This window comes from Shouchella xiaoxiensis, from assembly GCF_016907895.1.
GTDB lineage: Bacteria > Bacillota > Bacilli > Bacillales > Bacillaceae_D > Shouchella > Shouchella xiaoxiensis.
Map to the genome: position 1 here is coordinate 15,988 of NZ_JAFBCV010000022.1, position 22,806 is coordinate 38,793.

A 22,806-nucleotide genomic window follows, 5' to 3' on the forward strand; every position below is an offset into this window, starting at 1 on the left:
ATAAAACACTACATACGTCTTCAAAGGAGGGTGTTTTCCTTGTTAAAACCATTAGGAGATCGCATCATTATTGAGCAAATCCAATTAGAGGAAAAAACAGCGAGCGGGATTGTACTTCCTGACTCTGCAAAAGAAAAGCCGCAAGAAGGTAAAGTAGTTGCCGTAGGTACTGGTCGTGTAACAGAAAACGGTGAGAAAGTAGCACTTGAAGTAAAAGAAGGCGATGCAATCATCTTCTCTAAATATGCAGGTACTGAAGTAAAGTATGAAGGTACGGATTATCTTATTCTTCGCGAAAGCGATGTTCTAGCAATAATCGGCTAACAAAAACGAATAAAGCGAACCAACATACAGGAGGCGGATACAATGGCTAAAGATATTAAATTCAGTGAAGAAGCTCGTCGCTCTATGCTTAAAGGCGTAGATACACTTGCGAACGCAGTAAAAGTAACGCTTGGACCAAAAGGACGTAACGTTGTTCTTGAGAAAAAATTTGGTTCACCACTTATTACAAATGATGGTGTGACAATTGCCAAGGAAATCGAACTAGAAGATGCATTTGAGAACATGGGTGCGAAACTAGTTGCAGAAGTGGCAAGCAAGACAAACGATATTGCAGGTGATGGTACGACAACCGCTACTGTTCTTGCCCAAGCAATGATTCGTGAAGGTCTTAAAAACGTAACATCTGGTGCGAATCCAATGGGAATTCGTAAAGGGATTGAAAAAGCGACTGCAGCTGCAGTAACAGAGCTTAAAAACATCTCGAAACCAATTGAAAGCAAAGAATCAATTGCGCAAGTAGCAGCAATTTCTTCAGCTGATGAAGAAGTTGGACAAATTATTGCTGAGGCAATGGAGCGCGTTGGTAATGATGGCGTTATTACAATTGAAGAATCAAAAGGATTTTCTACGGAGCTTGAAGTTGTAGAAGGTATGCAATTTGATCGTGGCTATGCGTCGCCATACATGGTATCTGATTCAGATAAAATGGAAGCTGTCTTAGACAATCCATATATCTTAATTACAGACAAGAAAATCTCAAATATCCAAGAAGTTCTTCCTGTACTTGAGCAAGTTGTTCAACAGAGCCGCCCGATCCTTATCATCGCTGAAGATGTTGAGGGAGAAGCTTTAGCTACACTTGTAGTGAATAAGCTTCGCGGTACATTTAATGCCGTGGCTGTAAAAGCTCCAGGATTTGGTGATCGTCGTAAAGCAATGCTTGAAGATATCGCAATCCTTACTGGAGGCGAAGTCATTACTGAAGACCTTGGATTGGACTTAAAATCAGCAACAATCGATTCTCTTGGTCGTGCCAACAAAGTCGTTGTCACGAAAGAGAACACGACAATTGTTGAGGGTGCTGGTAATCCAGAGCAAATCGCTGCTCGAGTAGGTCAATTAAAAGGTCAAGTAGAAGAAACAACTTCTGACTTCGATAAAGAAAAGCTTCAAGAGCGTTTAGCGAAATTATCTGGAGGCGTAGCAGTTCTTAAAGTTGGTGCTGCGACTGAAACAGAAATGAAAGAGCGTAAGCTTCGCATTGAAGATGCATTAAACTCAACGCGTGCAGCGGTAGAAGAAGGAATCGTTGCAGGTGGTGGTACAGCTTTAATTAATGTCATTAAAGCCGTCCAATCAGTTGATGCAACTGGAGATGAAGCGACTGGAGTAAATATCGTTCTCCGCGCACTTGAAGAACCAGTTCGTCAAATCGCTCACAACGCTGGTCTTGAAGGATCAATCATCGTTGAAAAACTAAAAGCCGAAGATGTAGGTGTTGGTTACAATGCTGCAACTGGCGAGTATGTAAACATGGTTGACACAGGAATTCTTGATCCAGTTAAAGTAACGCGTTCTGCATTGCAAAACGCAGCAAGTGTATCAGCAATGTTCTTAACAACAGAAGCTGTTATTGCTGATAAACCTGAAGAAAATGCCGGTGCCGGAATGCCTGATATGGGCGGAATGGGTGGCATGGGTGGAATGGGCGGAATGATGTAAGTCATCATCCCCGTTTACACCAAAGCGCGTCCTCTCGTAAGAGAGGACGCGCTTTTTCTTTTAAGTTTATCTCCAAATCATGTATACTAACTAATACAACAGTATGTACAAAGGGACGTGTTAATATGGATGATGAATTATTGGAAGCATTCTGTAAAGAGCATATGCAGTTTCTACAAAACAAATTGAGAGAAATCTATACGATTGATACACCAGAAGTGATAAAAGAAGACGAAGATGAAGACAGAATAAATGTAACGGATAAGTTATCTAAATATCGCTTTATGGAAGCCGTGTATGCAAATATTGAGCAATCGGAACAGCAGGAAGGCGAAGTGTACCATCATTATCAGTCGATGCTGGACAATCTTCGTGCAAAAAAACAGTTTTTATCAGATTTGAAAGAAGAAATTGATGAAAACAACCAAGCAGATATTCAAAACATCAAAATAATGATTAATGCATTTCATAAAGAAATGTAAAAATACCAGTTTGCAAATCGATGCAAACTGGTATTTTTTAGTTAGATAAAGGTTTAATGCTTCGTGCCCAATAAATAAAAGGAATGCCAATGACAGAGACAAGAAATTTCATTAAATAGGTAGTGAACGCAATTTCAAGCCAAATGTCGAAGCTATATACACCTAGAAATGCAATCGTACAGAAGATGAGCGTATCGAATGCTTGTCCAATAATGCTGGAAGCGATGTTTCGAAGCCAAAGCATAGTGGGAAACAATTTTTTAAAGAAGGCAAAAATATATACATTTAGATGGTTACTAATAAGGAAAGCAATTAAACTTCCTGCAGCAATACGTAAGGCAAAATCAAAAATAAATGCTAGATGGTCATGAGCTAGATCTTCTACATGCGGCTCAAATTGTAGAACAAGCTGCATGATAACGGTTGAAATAAACAGTGTAGCAAACCCAAGCCAAACAGCTTTATTGGCTGTTTTCTTCCCGTATTTCTCATTTAGTAAATCCGTAGCAAGAAATGTGGTCGCATACATCACGTTACCCATTGTCACAATTAAACCAAAAAGCTCAATCGTTTTAACGACCTGTATGTTGGCAATGATTGCTGCAAATCCAATCCAAGTAATCATTCCCGTTTTACCGAAAAGTTTATAAAACAAGACTAAAAAACAAAAGTTTATCAGTGCAAATAAGACTGCGTATAATTCTGTTGGCATTGTATGACGTTCTCCTTTAGTTTTGGTAACGCAGGAAGGTTTCGAACTGCGCTCTTGAACGTTAAGACTCTACCATACTTAAAAGGATAAGTATAGATGTAAATTCTAGTAAAGACAAAAGCTCCTGCCAAAGTCTGCACTGATCTCGTGTCTACTTTAGAAGGAGCTTATACAAATAAAATCGTAAAGTCTAGATTTTTACTGACTCTGAAATAAATTGAAGCAAAACGTCATTAAACTTTTCTGGTTCATCATGAAAGAGGCTATGCCCACTTTCTTCAAATGGAATAATCGTAGCATCTTCAATTCCTTTTTCCATTTGTTCGGCGAGTTCGAAAGGACAAATCTGATCATTTCGACCATGCATGATCGCAGTTGGAACAGCAATGGTATGCAAATCACTTCTTAGGTCTTCATCTCTTAGAGTACGAGCACTTTCAATTGTTGCATGTGGCCCAGCTTCCATTCCCAAGGAGTGGAACCAACCATTAAATGCTTCACTTGGTTCTTTACCAAAGAATAAATCACCAAAGTCAACGAGCATATTGGCACGGTCAGCATAAGCTCCATCTATTAATCCGTCCACATTTTCTTTAGGGAGACCATACTCAAAATCATTTCGCTGCGTAAAGACTGGAGCCGCAGCTCCCATAAGCGCTAAGCGGGAAACTCCTTTTCCTCCATGTTTTGCCATATAGCGAATAGCGATAGCCCCGCCCATTGAGAAACCACAAAGAACGGATTCTTTTAAATCAAGCTTGTCTATGACTACACGCAAATCATCAGCCATACGATCATAATCGTAGCCATGCGCAGGCTTATCTGATTGTCCATAACCACGAAGATCGACACCAATAAAGCGAAATCCTTGTTCAGGTAACGTAGCTATTTGATGTTCAAACATTTTATGATTGACAGGCCAGCCATGTAAAAAGATCACTGGTTGTCCAGATCCAATATCTTCTACAAATAAATGTGTACCATGTTCTACTTCAATACGATGTGCCATAAAATCACTCCTTTTTAATTTAAACTGATGTAGTCCTTTCTTTCCCGCTCCTTCTGAAACTAAACCAAGTACATTGAAACAAAAAGAGTGGACATTACACACAGTTAGGCGTATGTGCATAGGCTAGTAGCGTCTAAGGAGGCGTTAATTAATGGGGATGGTAACAGGCGCTGACTATTTAAAGCGAATGAAACTACTGAAAAGCGACGTGTGGATGGATGGAGAACAAGTAAAAGGTTCTTATGTAGATCATCCTGCATTTAAACCTGTTTTAAATGCAAAAGCACAGCTATACGACATGGTTCACGATGAAAAATATGCTCCAACCCTTCAATCAAAAGATAAGGAGTCTAATTTTTCGTTTGAAATACCGCGATCGATGGAGGATCTAAAAAAACGTAGAAAAGCTACGCAATTATGGGCAAACGAGACGTTGGGCGTCCTTGGTCGGTCTCCTGAATATGTTAATACGATGATTACAATAATGGCAGGAGCAAAAGACTTTTTTGCAAGCGATGATCCGGTTTATGGTGAGAATATGGAAAATATATACAAAGAAGCAAAGGAAAAAGACTTAACGTTTACACATACATTCGTTAATCCTTCCATAAGTCGAAAGCCTTACTATCCTGATGGTACGGGGCAGGAGCAACCGATTGCTGCCAAAATCGTCGACGAAAATGATAAAGGAATTATTATCGACGGGGCGCGGTTATTAGCAACTCAAGGTGGAATTACTGATGAGCTATTGGTTATTCCATCAGCAGCCTTTATTGATAGTGATTATTTGTTTGGATGCACAATTCCTTCTAACAGTCCGGGGTTGTCTTTCTTAAATCGTCCATCATACAACAAAGAAGACTCGTTTAATTATCCGCTATCGGCTCAGTTTGAAGAGGGCGACGCAATTGTTGTATTTGACCAAGTATTTGTTCCATGGGAGCGTGTTTTTTTATATCGAAACGAATGGCAAATGAATGATTTGTTTCAAAAGACAGGTGTAGAAGCCTATATTCTGTATCAAGCAAGTAATCGGCAAATCGTTAAAACAGAGTGGCTAATCGGAATTGCTCAGTCTCTTGTTAATACGTTAGATATTGAAAAGCATCAACATGTACAAGGAAAACTAGCGGAGATGCTTATCGTTCTAGAAGCAATGCGAGGTTTCGTTTATTCAAGTGAGATTCAGGCAGAATTAAATGAATACGGAGTGATGATTCCTAAACTCGAGCCCTTAAAAGCAGCTGCGGCTTATTTTCAGTCTGTTTATCCGAGGCTAGTCGAAATCATCCAGCTGCTCGGTGCAAGTCACTTTATTGCCGCGCCAACTCGACAAGATTTCGACTCGCCGATTTCGGCTCACTTGGAACGATTTGTGAGAGGGGAGTATATAACGGCTGAAAATAAATTTAGGTTAATTCAGCTAGCCAGAGATATGACAATAACTGAATTTGGCACGAGACAATTGCTTTATGAACGTTATTTCTTTGGTGATCCGATAAGAGTAATGTCCTCCATCTACCATCTATTTCAACCAAACAAACAAGAGTATGTCACTAGAGTCGATCAATTTCTAGAAAAGCAAAAAGAAAACACAAAGTGAGTTTTTTTCACTTTGTGTTTTCTTCATTTGCAAATTTCGGATGATGAAAATCGCCGTTTTTACCACCTGTCTTCTTTATTAATAAGGTCTCTTCAATTACCATGGCTTTATCGACCGCTTTACACATATCATAAAAAGTTAAAGCGGCAGCAGAGACGGCGGTTAAGGCCTCCATTTCAACGCCTGTGTTGCTCTTAACGGTGACTGTTGCCAAAATCGTTAACTGGTAATCTGTATCTATTTTAGTGAATGTAAACGTAAGGTCTGTTCCTTGAATGGTAATGGGATGGCACATGGGAATCCATTCAGGTGTTTTCTTCGCGGCCATAATTCCAGCAACTTGAGCTACGGAAAGGGGATCTCCTTTTTTTATGTGATTAGAATGAATGGCGTGATACAATTCGCTTGATAAACGAACGTTTGCTTGAGCCGTTGCCGTTCGATTTGTTTCCTCTTTATTAGAAACATTAACCATCTGCGCGCGACCTTGTTCATTAAAATGAGAAAAAGCGTTCATTTAGGACCAGTCCTCCTTGTAATTTATATTTTTAAAATAAGGGGAGTCATTTGGAAAAGGAATAATCTTTGTATTCATTTTGTCATAAAGGCTTCTCATACTCTTTTCGTTAGAGGACAGTTCAGTTAACGTAGCCAAACAGCTTAACTGATAAACGGCATGTAAAGGCTGTAATCGCTCATTGTGCTCAGGCAGAATAATATCGGCACCTGGGAACTGTTCTATATAACCCATTAACTGATTAACAAAATGAGCGTCAACTCTAGGTAAGTCGCCCGCTAATAGTAGAATATGGCTATAGCCCTTTTTTGATAAGGCAACCATTCCTGAATATAGGGCTGAGAGAGGTCCTCGATAAGCACTTGATTCACAAATAACTGGATAAGGTCGGAACTTATCAGCTAATTCTTGGTTCGTTACAATGTAAAAGGATGAAACTTGAGATTCCTGAAAAGCGAGGACACTCTTCATGAATAGAGGGGTGTTTTCAACTCGTTCAAATAATTTCTGTTTCCCGTAACGAGAGGAGCGACCACCGGCAAGGACCAAGCCCGCTACTTTCATTTATGTAGTTCTCCAACAAAATGTGGAAGAATGGGCATGATTAGCTCGTCTAAAGCGAGAGTTACGGCATTAACAGAACCAGGTAAAGCAAAAATGGCCGTGTCTTTATAAACACCCGCAATGGCGTTACTCAGCATTCCTCGCGCCCCAACTGCTTGAAAACTTTTATGGCGGAATGCTTCCCCAAACCCGAACATTTCTTTTTCAATTAAAGCAGAGATGGTTGCATATGTAATATCTCGTTTACTCATCCCTGTCCCGCCATTGCAAATAATGGCGTGGATATTAGGATTTACACTCCATTCATTTAGAACGGAGGTTAATTGATCCGCATCATCGGGTATTAGTTGATAAGAAGAAACAATGTGTTGTGTTGATAGTGTAGCTTGAATATATTGCCCACTCTTATCTTCCTCTTTATTCCTTGTATCGGAAAGAGTTAAAACGGCAACACATACTTTATTTAAATCCGTAGAATGATGCATTTGGTTTTATCTCCCACTATTAGTATGCTAAGATTATGAAAAATTCTCTCATACTTCTATTTTAAGGGAGTAGGAAGGAGTCGTAAAGTGACGAATGAAATTATTTATGATCGCCTCTCGCGACCATTGAGAGATTTGAGAATTTCGGTCATGGATCGGTGTAATTTTCGCTGTTCCTATTGTATGCCCAAAGAAATATTCGGAAAAGATTATGTATTTATGAAAGAAAATGAACTTTTAACATTTGAAGAGATTTTCCGCGTGGCGAAACAGGTGGCTTCACTCGGTGTAAATAAATTAAGGATAACAGGGGGAGAACCTCTGCTTAGAAAAAATGTCGACCTATTAGTTAAGGATCTCTACACAATCGACGGCATAACGGACATTGCTTTAACGACGAACGGCGTCTTGTTGCCTAAGTTTGCCACCGCATTAAAAGCAGCGGGTTTAGATCGAGTAAATGTCAGTTTAGATGCACTTAATCCTCTTGTGTTTCAAGAAATGAGCGGAAGAAATACAACAGCAGAAACGGTATTAAAAGGAATTGAAGCTGCTCAAGAGGCAGGTCTTGGAGTAAAGGTTAATATGGTGGTTAAGAGAGGCGTGAATGAGGAGGAAGTCGTTCCTCTTGCGCGCTACTGTAAAGACCACAACATACCGCTAAGATTTATTGAATTCATGGATGTTGGACAAACGAATGGTTGGAACTATTCAAAAGTCGTTTCTAAAAAAGAATTATATAAACAAGTGGAAACGATTGCACCTTTAGAGGCGGTAGAAGAAAATTATTTTGGTGAAGTTGCATCACGTTATCGTTATCAAGATTCACTCGCGGAAGTGGGCTTTATTTCATCAGTGACAGAAACTTTTTGCGGGACATGCACTAGGGCAAGAATTTCGGCAGATGGAAAGCTCTTTACATGTTTGTTTTCTGAATCGGGGACAGATTTTAAAACAGATCTTCGTACTGGAATAAGTGACAAGGCTTTAAAAGCAAAGCTAACAAGTGTTTGGGAGCAGCGTTCAGATCGGTATTCAGAACTTAGAACTGAGGAATCTTCAAAGCTCCGGAAAAAAATTGAGATGTCCTACATTGGCGGATGACTGAACGTCATATCGTGCTAAAGCCTGCCTCATTTTTAACGAAGTAGGCTTTCTTTCTGAATGCATAAAAATATAGACACAATAACGGGAGGGCACAAAGTGGTAGAGAAGCGGCAACCGATTCAAATAGACGAGGCTATTAATAAAGTAATGCAACACCCTTTAAGTCCAAAGGAAGAGAGCGTACCTTTGCTGGAAAGTGTCGGTCGTTCTTTAGCGGTAAACCTCTATGCCACCCATTCAGTTCCACCTTTTAATCGTTCTCCTTATGATGGATTTGCGATCAAGTCTGAAGATACTGTTCATGCTAGCCGCGATCTTCCCGTTTTTTTAAAAGTTGTTGGTGAGATTGGAGCCGGATTTGTGTTTAACAGAACCGTGCGGAACGGCGAAGCGGTGCGCATTATGACCGGGGCTAAAATCCCTGATGGCTGTGATGCAGTTGTCATGTTGGAAATCGTACGAGAACATGGAAGCGAGCAGATTGAATTAGTTCGTTCAATCAAAGCGAATGATAACATTTCATTTAAGGGGGAAGACACAAAAGAAGGTGCACTTATTTCCAAAGCAGGTACATCTATTCATCCTGGAATAATCGCTCAGTTGGCGACTTTCGGCTATTCGGAAGTACCCGTTTTTCGGAAGCCAAGAATTGGGGTATTAGCAACTGGCAGTGAATTACTAGATGTGCATCAAAAGCTTGAACCTGGAAAGATACGAAACAGCAACGCATATATGGTCGCAGCTCAAGTTATGCGTGCAGGTGCGGTCCCGATTGTATATGGAAAACTTCCGGACGATCTGGAAGCGTGCTTAGCGATGATTACAGACCAGATGGATGATGTGGACGTAATGATTACAACTGGTGGAGCCTCCGTAGGTGACTACGACTTGGTTCCAGAGTTCATTAACAGGCTTCATGGGAAAACATTATTCAACAAAGTAGCCATGCGTCCAGGTAGTGTTACTACCGCAGCCAACTTAAATGGGAAAATGCTTTTCGGGTTGTCTGGAAATCCTGGTGCTTGTTATGTTGGTTTTGAACTTTTTGTTAAGCCGCTTATTAGAAAAGCTCTAGGTACAGAGCAGATTCATCATGCTAAGAGTAAAGGAGTTTTAGGAGCTGACTTTCTTAAACCAAACCCATTTACACGTATAATTAGGGGGAGATTAGAAGAAGAGAATGGTCAGCATGTTTTGTTCCCATCAGGTCTTGATAAGTCGGGATCCGTTATTTCACTTGCAGAAGCAGAAGTATTCATTATACTTCCAGCTGGGACTCGTGGGTTTGAACGAGGCATGGAAGTCGACTTCCTCCTGCTTGAGGATCAAAAAGGAAGTGAAGAAACATGGAAAACATTCTCCAAGTTGTAGGCTATAAAAATGCAGGAAAAACAACTATAATTGAGCAGCTTCTTGACCTTTTCACTGCTACTGGTTATCGTGTTTCCACCATTAAACATCATGGCCATGGCGGTACCCCTACAGGGAACACAGATAGTGATCGTTTTTCACGTTTAGGAGCACAAGGCTCGCTTGTTGAGGGTGATGGACACATTCATTTATACGCGCAAAGGTCAAAATGGTCTCTTGACGAGTTAATTCAAATCCATACGATTGTATCTAAGCCTACACTTATCTTAGTAGAAGGATGGAAACACGGTCCTTACCGAAAGATCGTTTTACTTCGAACGGAAGCAGATATTCCGCTTTTGCAATTAGAAAATATCTGCTGTGCTCTTATTCATGAACAGGTACAAATACATAGCGGCGATTGGCCGTTTCCGATCTTTTCGGTAGCCAATCAGAAAGAGTATCAGTCTTATCTTATGAGAAATGTAAAGAAGGGAGTCGTTCAATCTAATGATTCAATTAACAAACGATCCAATTGATATTCAAGCTGTAGTTAATCAAGTTACTGATAGGAATTGTGGGGCAATTGCTACGTTTATTGGTACTGTACGAGAATTAACGAACGGTAAGAAAACAATTCGATTAGAGTACCATGCGTACGAATCAATGGCAATTAAACTGTTAAAAAAGATCAGTCAAGAAGTTCAAGATAATTGGCCGGACACGAATGTCGCGATAACGCATCGACTTGGTATGCTTGAAATTAGCGAGGTAGCAATCGTCATCGCAATAAGTTCGCCTCATCGAGAAGCGGCATATCAAGCAAATGCTTATGCGATGGAACGAATCAAAGAAATGGTTCCAATATGGAAAAAAGAACATTGGGATGATGGAAGTAAGTGGATTGGTGATCAGCTAGAACGAGTCGCTTATAAGGAAGGAAAGCCACAATGATTACAATTTTACTATTTGCTAGAATGGAAGAAGAAGTAGGAAGTTCTAAAATTGAAGCGAATGTAAGTGGTAAAACGATCGCAGACCTTAAGAGCTGGATGCAAGCAACTTACTCGCTAGAAAAGGAACTGACACAATGCATGACTGCTATAAATGAAGAGTTTGCAACGGACGCGGATGTAATAAAAGAAAATGATGTTGTAGCGTTTATTCCACCTGTTAGCGGAGGGTGAGGAGTGAAGCCCAGTTGAACTTATTCAACTGGGCTTTGTTCATCTCAACTACTTTTTTTGTCAAACTCTTCATGTTGATATTCTTTTTTCGTATAACTAATGGCAAGATAAATTCCACCGACAAAAATTGCACCACCAATAATATTACCAATTGTCACTGGAATTAAATTGTGTACAAACCCACTTATGCTGACTAAATCAGATCCACCGTGCATTAGTGCCATGCCTAATAAGGACATGTTCGCTACGCTATGTTCAAAACCTGCGGCTATAAAGGCAAAAATCAAAATAAAAATTAAAAATAATTTAGCTATGTCACCTTCAGCTCTAAGCGATGTCCAGATTGCTAGACAAACAATCCAGTTACATAATATTCCACGGAAGAATAATTCTAGTGCTGGTGCATTCATTTTTTCAGCTGCCAGAGTTAGCATGTAGCTATTTGAACCAAGATCAGCAAATATACCGGAAAGAAGGACCAAACAAGAAAGAGCTAATGCCCCGATTAAATTTCCAATGTAACTCCAACCCCAAATGAGCCAAGTCTGTTTCCACTGCGTTACTTTCGATAAGGAGCTAACCATGAAAATCATATTATTGCCAGTGAACAGCTCGGAACCTGCCCATAAGACAAGAGCTAAAGCAACTCCAAACGTTGCACCAGTGATGATTGTTAAAAAAGGTGAATTTGCTTCATAAAAAGGCTGTCCAACAGAAAATAACACTAATGAACCAATTCCGACATACGCACCAGCTAAAATAGCAGAGAGCAAGTAGCGTAACGACGATTTTTGCAGGAGTCCGTACTTCTTTTTTGCCTGCGCGTTTAACGTATGTATAGTCTCTTTATACAAATGACATCCCCCCTAATCTATTACCGAATATACCCAATTGCTGCGATACTCAAACGATTATTTCGACTATTCTTAAAAGACGTTTGGCAAATATAAGAAATGGGAAGATTAGAATAAAGTAGATAGTCGATTTAAATAGAGAAATGTCAATTGTATCTAAGGGGGCACTATCCATTGACTAAACAATTTGAAATCATGTTAAACGGAAAGCGTCAATTAATTGAAGAAAATTCTGTGTTAAACGTCTTGAGAAGTGAGGAAGTAGATGTACCAAGTCTCTGTTATCATCCAAGTCTTGGTGCAATTGAAACATGTGATACGTGTATTGTAAAAGTAAACGGCGAATTTGTGCGATCTTGCTCAACCGAGATAAAGCCGGGTGATGTGGTTGAATCAGTTGGTAGTGATGTTCATGAAGCACAATTAATTGCGATGGATCGAATTCTTGGAAATCACGAGCTTTATTGCACCGTTTGTGATTTTAATAATGGCAACTGTGAGATACATAATGCTGTAAAAGAAATGAAAATTACTCATCAGGAGACTGAACATACGTCAAAAGAATCAGTTGTACAACGAAACTCGTTTTACCGCTATGACCCTGACCAATGCATACTATGTGGTCGGTGCGTAGAAGCATGTCAAGATGTGCAGGTGACAGAGACGCTATCCATTGATTGGGGATTAGAACGTCCACGAGTGATATGGGACAAGAACTCACCGATCGATGAATCTTCCTGCGTAAATTGCGGGCATTGTTCTACAGTTTGCCCATGTAATGCAATGATGGAGGTTGGGATGGAAGGTGAAGCCGGTTTCCTTACTGGGATAAAAGATGACTCCATGCGGCCAATGATTAACATCACAAAAAATGTAGAAACTGGTTACCAATCTCTAATGACGGTTTCTGATCTAGAAGCACAGCTAAGAGAGTCACGGATTGAAAAAACGAAAACGGTGTGCACCTATTGTGGTGTGGGCTGTGCGTTTGATGTATGGACAAAGGACCGGCAAATATTGAAAATTGAGCCACAAGCAGAAGCACCTGCCAACGGTATTTCTACATGTGTAAAAGGGAAGTTTGGTTGGGATTTTGTAAACAGTGAAGAACGATTAACAAAACCGCTTATCCGTGACGGTGATGGATTTCGTGAGGCGGAATGGGAAGAAGCCCTTGATTTGATTGCGAAGAAATTTAAACTAATGAAGAAACAAAAAGGTGCGGATGCACTTGCTTTTATTTCATCTTCTAAATGTACAAATGAAGAGTCCTATGTGATGCAAAAATTAGCCAGAGCAGTGGTTGGAACGAACAATGTTGATAATTGCTCGCGCTACTGTCAGTCACCTGCAACGATGGGGTTATGGCGAACAGTAGGTTATGGCGGTGATTCTGGAGGAATCGATGACATTGCGAAAGCAGAGTTAATCATTTCAATCGGTTCAAACACAGTAGAGTCCCACCCTGTATTAGCTACGCGTGTAAAGCGTGCTCAAAAACTTCATGGCCAAAAAATTATTGTTGCCGATATTAGAAGACATGAGTTAGCTGAACGGGCAAATCAATTTGTTCAGCCTGCCCCAGGAAGCGATTTAGTTTGGTTATCTGCTGTTACGAAATACATTGTTGACCAGGGGTGGCAGGATCAAGCATTCCTAGATCAACACGTAACGGATGTAGAAGAATTCATGGCAAGTTTGGACAAATATAGCCTTGATTACGCTTCTGAAGTGACGAATCTTTCAAAAGAAGAACTAATTCAAATTGCTACATCCATTCATGAAGCAAAAACGACTTCTGTGCTATGGGCGATGGGTGTAACGCAGCACGGTGGTGGAAGTGATACCAGCACAGCGATTTCCAATCTACTTTTAGTAACTGGAAACTATATGAAGCCAGGTGCTGGCTCTTACCCATTACGTGGCCATAATAATGTACAAGGTGCGAGCGATTTTGGCAGCATGCCTGACCGTTTTCCTGGGTATCAATATGTCACGGATGATGAAGTTAGAGCTAAATTTGAAAAAGGTTGGAATGTGCAGTTGCCAGCTGAACCAGGGTTAAACAATCATGAAATGGTTGATGCCATACATGATGGAAATTTAAACGTTCTCTATCTAAAAGGTGAGGATATGGGAATCGTTGATGCAAATGCAAACTATGTACAAAGTGCATTTGAAAAACTAGATTTCTTTGTTGTACAAGATCTATTTCTCACAAAAACCGCTCAATTTGCTGATGTAGTTTTGCCAGCAAGCCCAAGCCTTGAGAAGGAAGGAACCTTTACAAATACTGAACGTCGTTTTCAACGACTGTACCAAGTGTTGGAGCCATTAGGAGATTCGAAACCTGATTGGAAAATCATTCAAGAGATTGCGAATCGCTTAGATGGAAACTGGAGCTATACTCATCCTAGTGAAATCATGGCTGAAGCTGCATCATTAACACCTCTGTTTGCTGGCGTAACATATGAGCGATTAGAAGGCTATAACAGTCTCCAGTGGCCTGTGAAAGAAGACGGGACAGATACGCCATTACTGTTTACAGACGGATTTGCTCTTCCCGGTGGGAAAGCTCGCTTATGGCCAGTAGAATGGACAAAACCACTCCAGTTTGAAGAGGAATATGACATTCATGTAAACAATGGGCGGTTGCTTGAACACTTCCATGAAGGAAACATGACGTATCGTTCTGAAGCTATTACGAAAAAAACACCTAGAGAGTTTTTGGAAGTGTCGCCTGAGTTAGCAAAAGAACGAGGAATTGAGAATGGTACAAAAGTTCGATTAACATCACCATATGGTCAAGTTAACGTCCGTTGTCTCGTGACTGATCGAGTTAAAAACAAAGAAGTTTATTTGCCGATGAACACAAGTGGAGAAGGAGCGATTAATTATCTGACGAGTTCTCATTCGGATAAAGATACCGACACACCGGCTTACAAAGAAATTTCAGCGAAGATGGAAATTCTTGAAGCTAAAGGTGAAAATCCGCTTCCTCGAATTAACCACCGTAACGGAAACCCTCAACCACAAATGGGGGTAAGAATAGAAGATAAATGGGCAAGAGCAGACTATACGTTCCCTGGCGATTTAGTAAAAGAAAGGAGAGCGGCAAAAAATGGCTAAAGCAACAACGGTTATAAAGAAGATGCCTGTTGATCCAAACAAGATACGTGAGAAAGATCTAAAAATGATTGAGGATGCCTTAATTGACAATAAGGACGTTATTATAAATGTTCTGTCTCTTTTACAAAAAGCGAATAAGACAGAAGCGTTTAATATGGCTCATTCCGCATTTGATCAAAGTGAACCTTTAATGAATCAGCTTGTTAAGACATTAGATGATCCTCACATTACCCAAGCTTTAAAAAATGTTTTGGTCATTAGTCAGGCGCTTGGTTCAATAAAGTTGGCTGATTTAGAACCGATGTTATTTAAACTCAATTCAGCATTACATCAAGTTGCTGAATATGAACATGGCCAAACGAGTGGTGGTTATACATCTTTATTGCGTTCAGTAAGAGATCCAGAAACGATTGAGGGCTTAAACACAATGATGGCATTCGTGAAGGGCTTCGGTATGGACCAATCGAACCGAGAAGAAAACCAGTCGCAATTTGAGCGTTCGACTTTAGCGGGAGTCGATTATCAAGAAACGACGAGAGTGAAGTGTAAACACAATCACCCAGCACAGCCTCACACGAAGTGGTACGTGGTCGCGGCTGGAGCATTGGCATTTGCATTGCCGCTAATTTTGAATCGGAAATCCTCATGAGTAGTAGTGAGGGCAAGGTATACGGTAAAAGAGAAGTGACCAAATATGCAGATGGTGAGCAGAAGACGTTTAGTGATACAGTCGCTGTTGAAGTGCCAATTACGATCAAAGTGAATGGCGAAGAATTCGTCACAGTGGTATGTTCCCCAGCGTATATTGAAGACATGGTTGTTGGTTATCTTGCATCAGAAGGCGTCATTGATTCATTTAGGATGGTGCAATCAATTAGATATGACCAAACAAACGGGTATGTACATGTCAGTTTATCAAGAGAGTTGAGCCAATTACATCAACTGCTACAAGGAAAGCGGTACATTACCTCGTGCTGCGGTATGAGCAGACAAGGTTTTATCTTTGCGTCTGATTCAAAAACAACAAAAACAATGAAGAGTCGAAATGTCCATCTAACGGATCAAGAGTGTTTTAAATTGATGAATGAGCTACAGTCTGAAGCACATGTGTTTAAACAAACAGGTGGGGTTCACAATGCTGCTCTTGCAACGAAAGATGGAATTGTCCTGATGCGGATGGATATCGGCAGACATAATGCTCTTGATAAGCTCTATGGTTATTGTTTACGAAATGGCATCTCTTTAACGGATAAAGTCATGCTGTTTAGTGGAAGATTATCTTCGGAGATTTTGTTAAAGGTCGCGAAAATTGGCTGTGAAATCGTTTTATCAAAATCTGCTCCTACTGATCGTGCGTTAATGATTGCCGAAGAGCTTGAAATAACAGCCGTTGGTTTTATTAGAGCACAGTCAATGAACGTGTACACATGTTCTGAAAGAATCTATCAAAAAAGCTAAAAGTTCCTCACTTTTAGCTTTTTTGAGCACTTGTTTGATCTGCATAGATGGTCAAATAAGACAAAATCCAGGTTGCGTATCTTTGTTGATCTCGAGCAAGTGATGTATAAATATCGCGCAAGCGTGGAGATGGAGTATATCGAGCTGCTTCCTCAAGCAATCCGGCTCCTATCTGTTCTTGCTCAAACGCTTTTTTTAGTGCGGGTATATAATCATTTCGATTTAACTGGGCCTCGACAATCGTAGGTTCTTTTCCAGTGTGAGATTTATAATAGTAAAGCATCGTTTGATAGTGTTTTTTTTCATCTTCAATCATGTTTCGAATAATGGAAGCTAGGTGCTCATTAGGCATTTTTTCGAGCAAGAACTGGTAATCTGTAACCGATTGAAAGGAAAATTGCATAAATTGTTGTAGTTCAGCTAATTGTTCCGTTGTGAGTGATTGAGATTGACGTGGCTGTTGCTCTTTTCCACCTGTTTGTATAGGTGAGTGTGATTGAGGGTGATTTAATTGTGGTCTTTGTTGCTGGGAAGCGTCAGGTGATTGTTGACTAAACGTAGGTGCTGTGCGTTTTTTAAACAGCATACAATCCCTCCTTACGTTGTCATTCACCTAATACTATGTGTACATAGAACAAACTATGCGTTAAACACAAAAAAATAACCGGCTCTGTCTGAGCAGGTTATTCTTGATCTTTTGGTTTTCTAGAGTAAAAGCTTGCCATCGTTCCAATTAAGATCCCAATAATGATTCCAATTGGGATACTATCAAATACGATGCTCGCTCCAATACCAATTAATAAACCAAATAGCATACCAAGACGTTCATTTGGTGGATTTTTAGTTGATTTAGACATCTTAGACCTCCGTCAGCATTAACACTAATTGTATTTTAGCGAACTGAATGGCATTGGTCAAAAATGATAGACACCAGGCTCAGGAAAGAAGAATTAGTTTTGTGCTTTTCGAGGTCTGAAAAGAAGTGAGAGGACTGATCCGACAATTAGAAGAATAAAGGTTGAACTAGCAACTATACTTTCTGGAACGCCTAAAACAAGAAGTGTGACACCAATTAGCAATAAAAGAGCGACATAACTTATAAATATGAGCTTCATAAAACACCTCCTTGATAATATTCTTAATCCTATGAAAATTAAACATTTTTCAATTGTAAATAGGTTTAAATTCTATAGTAACATGTCTGTAATAACTATGCAAGAAGAAGATTCAAGTATTGAATCTTCTTCTTGCAAAATACCAACCAGTAGCGAGAAGCAAACCAACAATGCTCAAGCTCAACGATTGTTTAAAAAATGGTGGGAAATACGTGAAGGTAATTTCATTTTTACCTTCAGCTAACTGAACGCCTAAAAATGAATAGTTGACTCGTTCAATATCTGCGTTCTGACCATTTACGGTTACTTCCCATCCTCGTTCATAAGGAACTGGAATGGTTAATAATTTTTGTTCACTGGTGTTATTATATGAAATTGAAACGTTATTATTTGTTCGTTCAACAGGGATTGGTTCATCGAGTGTGACTTCTCGATCTAATGTCGCGTAAGATTCAGTGTAAAGCTCTAAGTGATCAAGCGTATAGCTTCCTTCTGGTACACGCAAAGAAATAATCTCGTCTGACGCGATGCGAACCGTAATTTGATTGACATCAGTTCGGTAAATAGATTGAAGTGATTTTCGGTTTGTTTCAAATTCATTTACCGTAAGAGGAAATAAACGGGCGGTAGCTGAATTATTTAACAAGTAAAAAGAAAAGTAGTCATCAACCTCAGTTTCCGTTCGCTCTCCTACGAAGATGTCAATTCCCCCAAATTCCTCTTCAACGGTCAAAATACCATTTTCATACGTCCCACCAACAGCTTCAATTGGAAGATTTTCCAAACGATTCGTAACGGTTGACTCAAATGTGGTATTATGCAAAGAATCTCTAGCTACAGCTCCTTGTAACATCGCGTGCTCGCGCTCAAGAACACTAAATGTTTCTAATTCCTCTTGGGAGTAAATGGAATTGGTTGTCCGCGCGTACGAAAGAAGGTTTTGATTTTCATACAGTGTATACGCATCATTTGAATCGACTTCAGTAAAACCGTAGGGTATTGGGTCTGTTTCTTCATTTTGAACGAGTTTATGGCTTACACGAAACAAGCTATGCAAATTAGCGCGATCTCCAAAACCTGAGTATCGACTTACGCTTTCACGATTCATGTCAATTTGGAGATCATGGTAATAGAAGAATAGAAGCTGTTGGTTTAACACACTCGAATAAGCACTTACACCAGGAAAGTTTTGGACCAACGGTGTGTTGTTTCTAAAATCAGCTACCCATTCAATTCTTGAAAGGGGTTCTTCTAGGTTCACTTCCTCTAACAAATCCCTCTGTTCAGGATGATCATATTGATGGCTTTGTAAAAAGTCAGTAGAAGTTTGGTGCAAATTTCCATCTTCGAATAAACGCTCTTTTTGATAGAGGTTAGCTAGACCTAATTGAAAAACGACTAGGGTAGCAAGAACTAAAAAGGGTGACCATGACATGCGACGGGGCACCAAAACAACCACAATAGATAATAAGCCTAACACTAAAAGAAAAATGGCCGTTCCCGTCATGTAAGCAGAGGGATTGCTCCATATTCCGATGCTATAAGAACCAATTAACAAAATGGACGTGACTAGTGCAGACCAAAGAAGATTTCTCTTAGGAATGGTGTGTAGCTTTGATAATCCAAACGAAATGGCCCCGGCCAAGGCAAATGAAGCCATGTATTGAAACCGATACTGAGGAGCAGAAAAACCATTAAAAATGCTACCAATCATCGGACTATAATGAAAGATGAGAAACAAACCTGATACAATGCTAAAAAATAGGAATGGCTTAAATTGATACAGTTTTTTAGAGAAAGCGAGCAAGAAAAACAATGCAGGGACGATAAGTACTCGACTGGTAAATAAAAAGTCGTCATGTAAATCAAACCAAGGGATTGGATCTGAAAATGAAGGGCGGAAATTGTTTAAATAGCCATATACAGAAGGAACAAATGCAAATGCACCAATGAAAAAGCCGAGTAAAACAGCAGGGATGTAGTAGCTGATCTGTTTCTTTATCGTTAATTCCTGCTTAGAGAATCGAATAAAGAAGCGAATAAGAGCGTAAATCCCAATGAATAAAAAGTTCATGTAGGCAAAATAAAAATTATTTATGATTGAGAGTGCGATCGCCGCAATAAACCAGCCAGGTTTTTTTTCACGAATGATTTTTTCTACGCCTAATACAAGCAACGGTAACCAAAGGTAGGCATCGGCAAAAAATTCCCAGAATGAGGCATGTCTAAAATACATAACGCTACCACCATAAAGAATAGCTCCAATAAACGCGTAAATCGTAGGTATTTTAAAGTAGCGAAAGACTAAAGTAGTAATAAAAACAACGATTGCTAATCGAGCTGTATTTACAAAAACAGCAGCTTGGCCCCAAAAAATAATCTCATCTGTATGTAGAAAAATCCCAAACCATTCACCTAAGTAAACGATAATAAACGTCAGAAAAAAAATACTGCTTGTGGAAAAGTAATAAGCTAATTGGCTAAATATTCCTCCACCTAATCCAAATTGATGTGAGTAAAAAAAAGATCCTTCACTAAACTGCTGATACAAAAACTGTTTAAATGGCAACATTTGAGCCGTGCCATCATTTGGACCAACCATAAATTGTCCATTGTTTAATTGATAAAAGAAAAAAGCATGGGCAAGTACCGCAAATAGCAAACTTGCCCCAATCAATCCAAGTAGTGTCCTACGATTCATGTGAAACTCCATCTCGTCTTAATATTTTTGCTGTTACTAAAAACGTAATCGGAACAGTAAATAAAACGGCTAATATAGGTGCAATGAGGGGAGAAAGATTCACCCATTCCACAAAAATAAAGACAAACACAGTGGATACAGTGAAATTAACCACTTGTGTAAGCGGGAATTGAATAAACGTTTTCCACGATGGTTTTACACCAAAGGTAAAAAAAACATTTAAAAAGTAAGAACCAATCATGCTTAGTAAAAAGGCCGCGATATGAGAAACCAGATACTGAAGCATAAATAGTTGATGAAACAACAAGTAAAGAAGATAAAACGTTCCCGTGTTTAACCCACCAACAACGGCGAAACGAATAAATTGGTTATGATACACTTTTCTCCACAGGCTATTGGACTCTTTCATAGCGTTTTCCTTTAGTTGCGTTCGATTCTTTTACTAAATAATGTGGGCGCTTTTTGGTTTCGTTATATATTCTGCCAATATACTCGCCAATAATTCCAAGGGAAACCAATTGAATTCCTCCAAGGAATAAAACGGCCGAGACGATTGTAAAGTATCCTGGAACATCAATGCCTGTACGAATAATTTGGGTGAACATGATAAGGATATAAATAAGTGCAGCAACCAAAATAAATCCACCTACATAAAAACAAAGCCGAAGTGGTTTCATATTAAATGAGACAATGCCATCGATTCCGTAATTGATTAACTTTGAGATAGACCATTTCGATTCTCCGTTCTGACGTGATACATTCTCATAGTAAACCACTTTCTGGTCAAAGCCAATCCAAGAGAACAATCCTTTGGAGAATCGGTTTCCTTCACTCATCACGAGTAAAGCTTCAACTGCTCGGCGACTTAACAAACGAAAATCACCTGCGCCATCTTCAAGGCGAACATCTACCACTTTGTTAATAAGCTTGTAGTACATTTTTGATAATGCCGTTTTTAACAAATGATCGCCTTTGCGATTGCGGCAAGCAATTACTTGATCGTAACCATCTTCAAATCCTTCTAAAAGGTCGTGTATTAATTCCACAGGGTGCTGTAGGTCTGCATCTATCACAATTGCGCAGTCTCCTTTAGCATGTTGAAAACCTGCTAATATGGCTGCTTCTTTTCCGAAATTACGCGTAAAAGATACGTAATTAACTTGTGGATGCCAGGTGGAGAGACGTTGTAATAAATTCAATGTATCATCAGAGCTGCCATCATCAATATAAATAACTTCCCAACGATAATTTGTTTCATCAAGAACGGCTTTTAATGCAAAATAAAAAGGCTCTACATTTTTTTCTTCGTTAAAGGAAGGGACTATGACTGAAAGTAAAGGTTTATTCATCTTCCGAGCCTCCATTTCTTGTTAGATTTTTTAGATCACATGTATTATACCCCGTGGTATTAAAGTCAAATCTTACGGTTGTCTTAAAGAAATATTTAAAAGTGTGTGTGTTTGTAAAAAAATCTAGCAAATTGAAAGGATCCATTCTAAAAAACGACAGAATGTCTGGAAACATTTTGTTATTCGCATTAAAATAGAAGGGAAATGGAGGAGAAGTTACGATGGAAAACTATAAGTTAGTCATCTTTGATTTAGATGGAACATTATACGAAGGTACGGATCATTTTGATTTTTATGCGAATCACTTAAAAAACAAAGTGGCTAAAGCAGATCAAATGGAGTTTCAGTTGGATTATGAGGCAATGAAAGCGGGAAACCATATTGTATCAATTGGGAAAGCATATGACGTTGTGAACGATACGGTTCTCACAATTGATCCAATGACGTTAAAAGTCGTTATAGCTCATACTTGGGATGGGGAAGCATTGGATCAATCAACAATTGAAGAACATTATTCGGAGCCACTTTCTTTTAATTTTTCAGATATGATTGCCATTGGTGATGGCTGGTGGTACCCTTTTGTATGTGCAAAGCACCATGGGGTTGAGGATTGTTATTCAAGCTATAATGCCACAAAAGAATACATGGTCTCCGATAAATTTACATTAGTCCCTTTAGCTGGTTTAAAAGAGAACTTACTTCAATTAAAGGAAAAAACAAATACAATTGTGATGACAAATAGCGATCAGGAGGATGTGAGTCGTTTATTTGCAGAATTAGGTTTAGAAGGTATATTTGATCATATTATTCCTTCAGCCAACAAACCAGGTTCAACAACAGAACAATTAACAAGGCTTTTAAAGCAATACAATGTTGAACCAAGTGAAGCAGTAAGCATTGGGGACAACTTTATTAATGAGGTAGCTCCTGCAGTCTTACTTGGAATGGACGCTGTTTACATACATCCACAGTTACCGAAAGTAGATTTAAAAAACGTCCGAGTTGTTTCAAGCGTAGTAGACTTATTTTAATAGCGATGAAAATTAATGAATAGAGCTTTATTCCCTGTTAGGGGGATAAAGCTTTTTTTAATGGTTTTAAAAACCCCTGGCTCTGCCGGGGGTTCCAGAGAGCTTCTAGCGTGGTCATAAAAAAAGCCTCACGACGTGATAAGATG

At 39.4% G+C, this 22,806-nt stretch carries 25 protein-coding genes; 13 read left to right on the forward strand and 12 right to left on the reverse strand.

The window, feature by feature from the left end:
• Positions 1 to 39 precede the first annotated feature (39 nt).
• From groES to JOC54_RS21465, 3 genes are all read left to right on the forward strand, one after another.
• A complete protein-coding gene (gene groES / locus JOC54_RS21455; RefSeq protein WP_035421235.1) occupies positions 40 to 324 on the forward strand; it encodes a co-chaperone GroES in 285 nt (94 codons plus the stop codon).
• Positions 325 to 366: 42 nt separating this feature from the next.
• Positions 367 to 2,007, forward strand: a complete 1,641-nt coding sequence (groL, locus tag JOC54_RS21460) for a chaperonin GroEL (RefSeq protein WP_035421232.1) — start codon at positions 367 to 369, stop codon at positions 2,005 to 2,007.
• Between the two features lie 125 nt (positions 2,008 to 2,132).
• Positions 2,133 to 2,489: a hypothetical protein gene (locus JOC54_RS21465; RefSeq protein WP_035421230.1), complete on the forward strand. Its 357-nt coding sequence runs from the start codon at positions 2,133 to 2,135 to the stop codon at positions 2,487 to 2,489.
• A gap of 37 nt (positions 2,490 to 2,526) precedes the next feature.
• Here JOC54_RS21465 and JOC54_RS21470 read toward each other — a convergent pair whose 3' ends face one another.
• Entirely contained in the window at positions 2,527 to 3,201 is a 675-nt protein-coding gene (locus JOC54_RS21470) for a queuosine precursor transporter (RefSeq protein ID WP_204469076.1), read from the reverse strand.
• Between the two features lie 190 nt (positions 3,202 to 3,391).
• Complete coding sequence (locus JOC54_RS21475; RefSeq protein ID WP_204469078.1) at positions 3,392 to 4,210, reverse strand: alpha/beta fold hydrolase; 819 nt, start codon at positions 4,208 to 4,210, stop codon at positions 3,392 to 3,394.
• A gap of 151 nt (positions 4,211 to 4,361) precedes the next feature.
• On the opposite strand from JOC54_RS21475, the gene JOC54_RS21480 reads away from it, so the two are divergent.
• Positions 4,362 to 5,813, forward strand: a complete 1,452-nt coding sequence (locus JOC54_RS21480) for a 4-hydroxyphenylacetate 3-hydroxylase family protein (protein WP_204469080.1) — start codon at positions 4,362 to 4,364, stop codon at positions 5,811 to 5,813.
• Between the two features lie 7 nt (positions 5,814 to 5,820).
• Here the strand turns inward: JOC54_RS21480 and moaC are convergent, their stop codons facing one another.
• The 3 genes from moaC to JOC54_RS21495 are packed head-to-tail and all read right to left on the reverse strand — an operon-like array spanning position 5,821 to position 7,379.
• A complete protein-coding gene (moaC, locus tag JOC54_RS21485) occupies positions 5,821 to 6,330 on the reverse strand; it encodes a cyclic pyranopterin monophosphate synthase MoaC (RefSeq protein WP_204469082.1) in 510 nt (169 codons plus the stop codon).
• Complete coding sequence (gene mobA, locus JOC54_RS21490) at positions 6,331 to 6,894, reverse strand: molybdenum cofactor guanylyltransferase (protein WP_204469084.1); 564 nt, start codon at positions 6,892 to 6,894, stop codon at positions 6,331 to 6,333. It abuts the gene before it with no gap.
• Positions 6,891 to 7,379 (reverse strand): MogA/MoaB family molybdenum cofactor biosynthesis protein, encoded by a 489-nt coding sequence (locus tag JOC54_RS21495; RefSeq protein WP_204469086.1) that lies wholly within the window; start codon positions 7,377 to 7,379, stop codon positions 6,891 to 6,893. Before JOC54_RS21495 ends, mobA begins: the two co-directional genes overlap by 4 nt.
• A gap of 87 nt (positions 7,380 to 7,466) precedes the next feature.
• Here JOC54_RS21495 and moaA point away from each other — a divergent pair, with 87 nt between their 5' ends.
• The 5 genes from moaA (at position 7,467) to moaD (ending at position 11,023) form a co-directional block, all read left to right on the forward strand.
• Positions 7,467 to 8,483: a GTP 3',8-cyclase MoaA gene (moaA, locus tag JOC54_RS21500; RefSeq protein ID WP_035441147.1), complete on the forward strand. Its 1,017-nt coding sequence runs from the start codon at positions 7,467 to 7,469 to the stop codon at positions 8,481 to 8,483.
• A 99-nt stretch (positions 8,484 to 8,582) separates the two neighbouring features.
• Entirely contained in the window at positions 8,583 to 9,857 is a 1,275-nt protein-coding gene (locus tag JOC54_RS21505; protein ID WP_204469088.1) for a molybdopterin molybdotransferase MoeA, read from the forward strand.
• Positions 9,833 to 10,375 (forward strand): molybdopterin-guanine dinucleotide biosynthesis protein B, encoded by a 543-nt coding sequence (mobB, locus tag JOC54_RS21510; protein ID WP_054794860.1) that lies wholly within the window; start codon positions 9,833 to 9,835, stop codon positions 10,373 to 10,375. Before JOC54_RS21505 ends, mobB begins: the two co-directional genes overlap by 25 nt.
• Entirely contained in the window at positions 10,347 to 10,790 is a 444-nt protein-coding gene (locus JOC54_RS21515) for a molybdenum cofactor biosynthesis protein MoaE (protein ID WP_054794861.1), read from the forward strand. The genes mobB and JOC54_RS21515 overlap by 29 nt, the downstream gene beginning before the upstream one ends.
• On the forward strand, positions 10,787 to 11,023 hold the full coding sequence (gene moaD, locus JOC54_RS21520; protein ID WP_204469090.1) for a molybdopterin converting factor subunit 1: 237 nt from the start codon (positions 10,787 to 10,789) through the stop codon (positions 11,021 to 11,023). Before JOC54_RS21515 ends, moaD begins: the two co-directional genes overlap by 4 nt.
• 44 nt (positions 11,024 to 11,067) lie before the next feature.
• On the opposite strand, the gene JOC54_RS21525 is transcribed toward moaD, so the two are convergent.
• Positions 11,068 to 11,877, reverse strand: a complete 810-nt coding sequence (locus JOC54_RS21525) for a formate/nitrite transporter family protein (protein WP_204469093.1) — start codon at positions 11,875 to 11,877, stop codon at positions 11,068 to 11,070.
• Between the two features lie 195 nt (positions 11,878 to 12,072).
• Here JOC54_RS21525 and fdhF point away from each other — a divergent pair, with 195 nt between their 5' ends.
• The 3 genes from fdhF to fdhD are packed head-to-tail and all read left to right on the forward strand — an operon-like array spanning position 12,073 to position 16,464.
• Positions 12,073 to 15,006 (forward strand): formate dehydrogenase subunit alpha, encoded by a 2,934-nt coding sequence (gene fdhF, locus JOC54_RS21530; protein WP_204469107.1) that lies wholly within the window; start codon positions 12,073 to 12,075, stop codon positions 15,004 to 15,006.
• Positions 14,999 to 15,655 carry a helical membrane plugin domain-containing protein gene (locus tag JOC54_RS21535; protein WP_035421215.1) on the forward strand — a complete coding sequence of 219 codons (657 nt, stop codon included), beginning with the start codon at positions 14,999 to 15,001 and terminating at the stop codon, positions 15,653 to 15,655. Before fdhF ends, JOC54_RS21535 begins: the two co-directional genes overlap by 8 nt.
• On the forward strand, positions 15,652 to 16,464 hold the full coding sequence (gene fdhD, locus JOC54_RS21540; RefSeq protein ID WP_204469095.1) for a formate dehydrogenase accessory sulfurtransferase FdhD: 813 nt from the start codon (positions 15,652 to 15,654) through the stop codon (positions 16,462 to 16,464). Before JOC54_RS21535 ends, fdhD begins: the two co-directional genes overlap by 4 nt.
• A gap of 13 nt (positions 16,465 to 16,477) precedes the next feature.
• On the opposite strand, the gene JOC54_RS21545 is transcribed toward fdhD, so the two are convergent.
• The 6 genes from JOC54_RS21545 to JOC54_RS21570 form a co-directional block, all read right to left on the reverse strand.
• Positions 16,478 to 17,050 (reverse strand): ferritin-like domain-containing protein, encoded by a 573-nt coding sequence (locus JOC54_RS21545; protein WP_204469097.1) that lies wholly within the window; start codon positions 17,048 to 17,050, stop codon positions 16,478 to 16,480.
• A gap of 97 nt (positions 17,051 to 17,147) precedes the next feature.
• On the reverse strand, positions 17,148 to 17,321 hold the full coding sequence (locus tag JOC54_RS21550) for a hypothetical protein (protein ID WP_157684402.1): 174 nt from the start codon (positions 17,319 to 17,321) through the stop codon (positions 17,148 to 17,150).
• A 93-nt stretch (positions 17,322 to 17,414) separates the two neighbouring features.
• Positions 17,415 to 17,579, reverse strand: a complete 165-nt coding sequence (locus JOC54_RS21555; protein ID WP_204469099.1) for a hypothetical protein — start codon at positions 17,577 to 17,579, stop codon at positions 17,415 to 17,417.
• Positions 17,580 to 17,691: 112 nt separating this feature from the next.
• Positions 17,692 to 20,280 (reverse strand): YfhO family protein, encoded by a 2,589-nt coding sequence (locus JOC54_RS21560; protein WP_204469101.1) that lies wholly within the window; start codon positions 20,278 to 20,280, stop codon positions 17,692 to 17,694.
• Positions 20,270 to 20,689, reverse strand: coding sequence for a GtrA family protein (locus tag JOC54_RS21565; protein WP_051991906.1), 420 nt, complete (start codon positions 20,687 to 20,689; stop codon positions 20,270 to 20,272). The genes JOC54_RS21560 and JOC54_RS21565 overlap by 11 nt, the downstream gene beginning before the upstream one ends.
• On the reverse strand, positions 20,673 to 21,629 hold the full coding sequence (locus JOC54_RS21570; RefSeq protein WP_204469103.1) for a glycosyltransferase family 2 protein: 957 nt from the start codon (positions 21,627 to 21,629) through the stop codon (positions 20,673 to 20,675). Before JOC54_RS21570 ends, JOC54_RS21565 begins: the two co-directional genes overlap by 17 nt.
• A gap of 221 nt (positions 21,630 to 21,850) precedes the next feature.
• Here JOC54_RS21570 and JOC54_RS21575 point away from each other — a divergent pair, with 221 nt between their 5' ends.
• Positions 21,851 to 22,660, forward strand: coding sequence for an HAD family hydrolase (locus JOC54_RS21575; protein ID WP_204469105.1), 810 nt, complete (start codon positions 21,851 to 21,853; stop codon positions 22,658 to 22,660).
• The last annotated feature ends 146 nt before the right edge of the window (positions 22,661 to 22,806 follow it).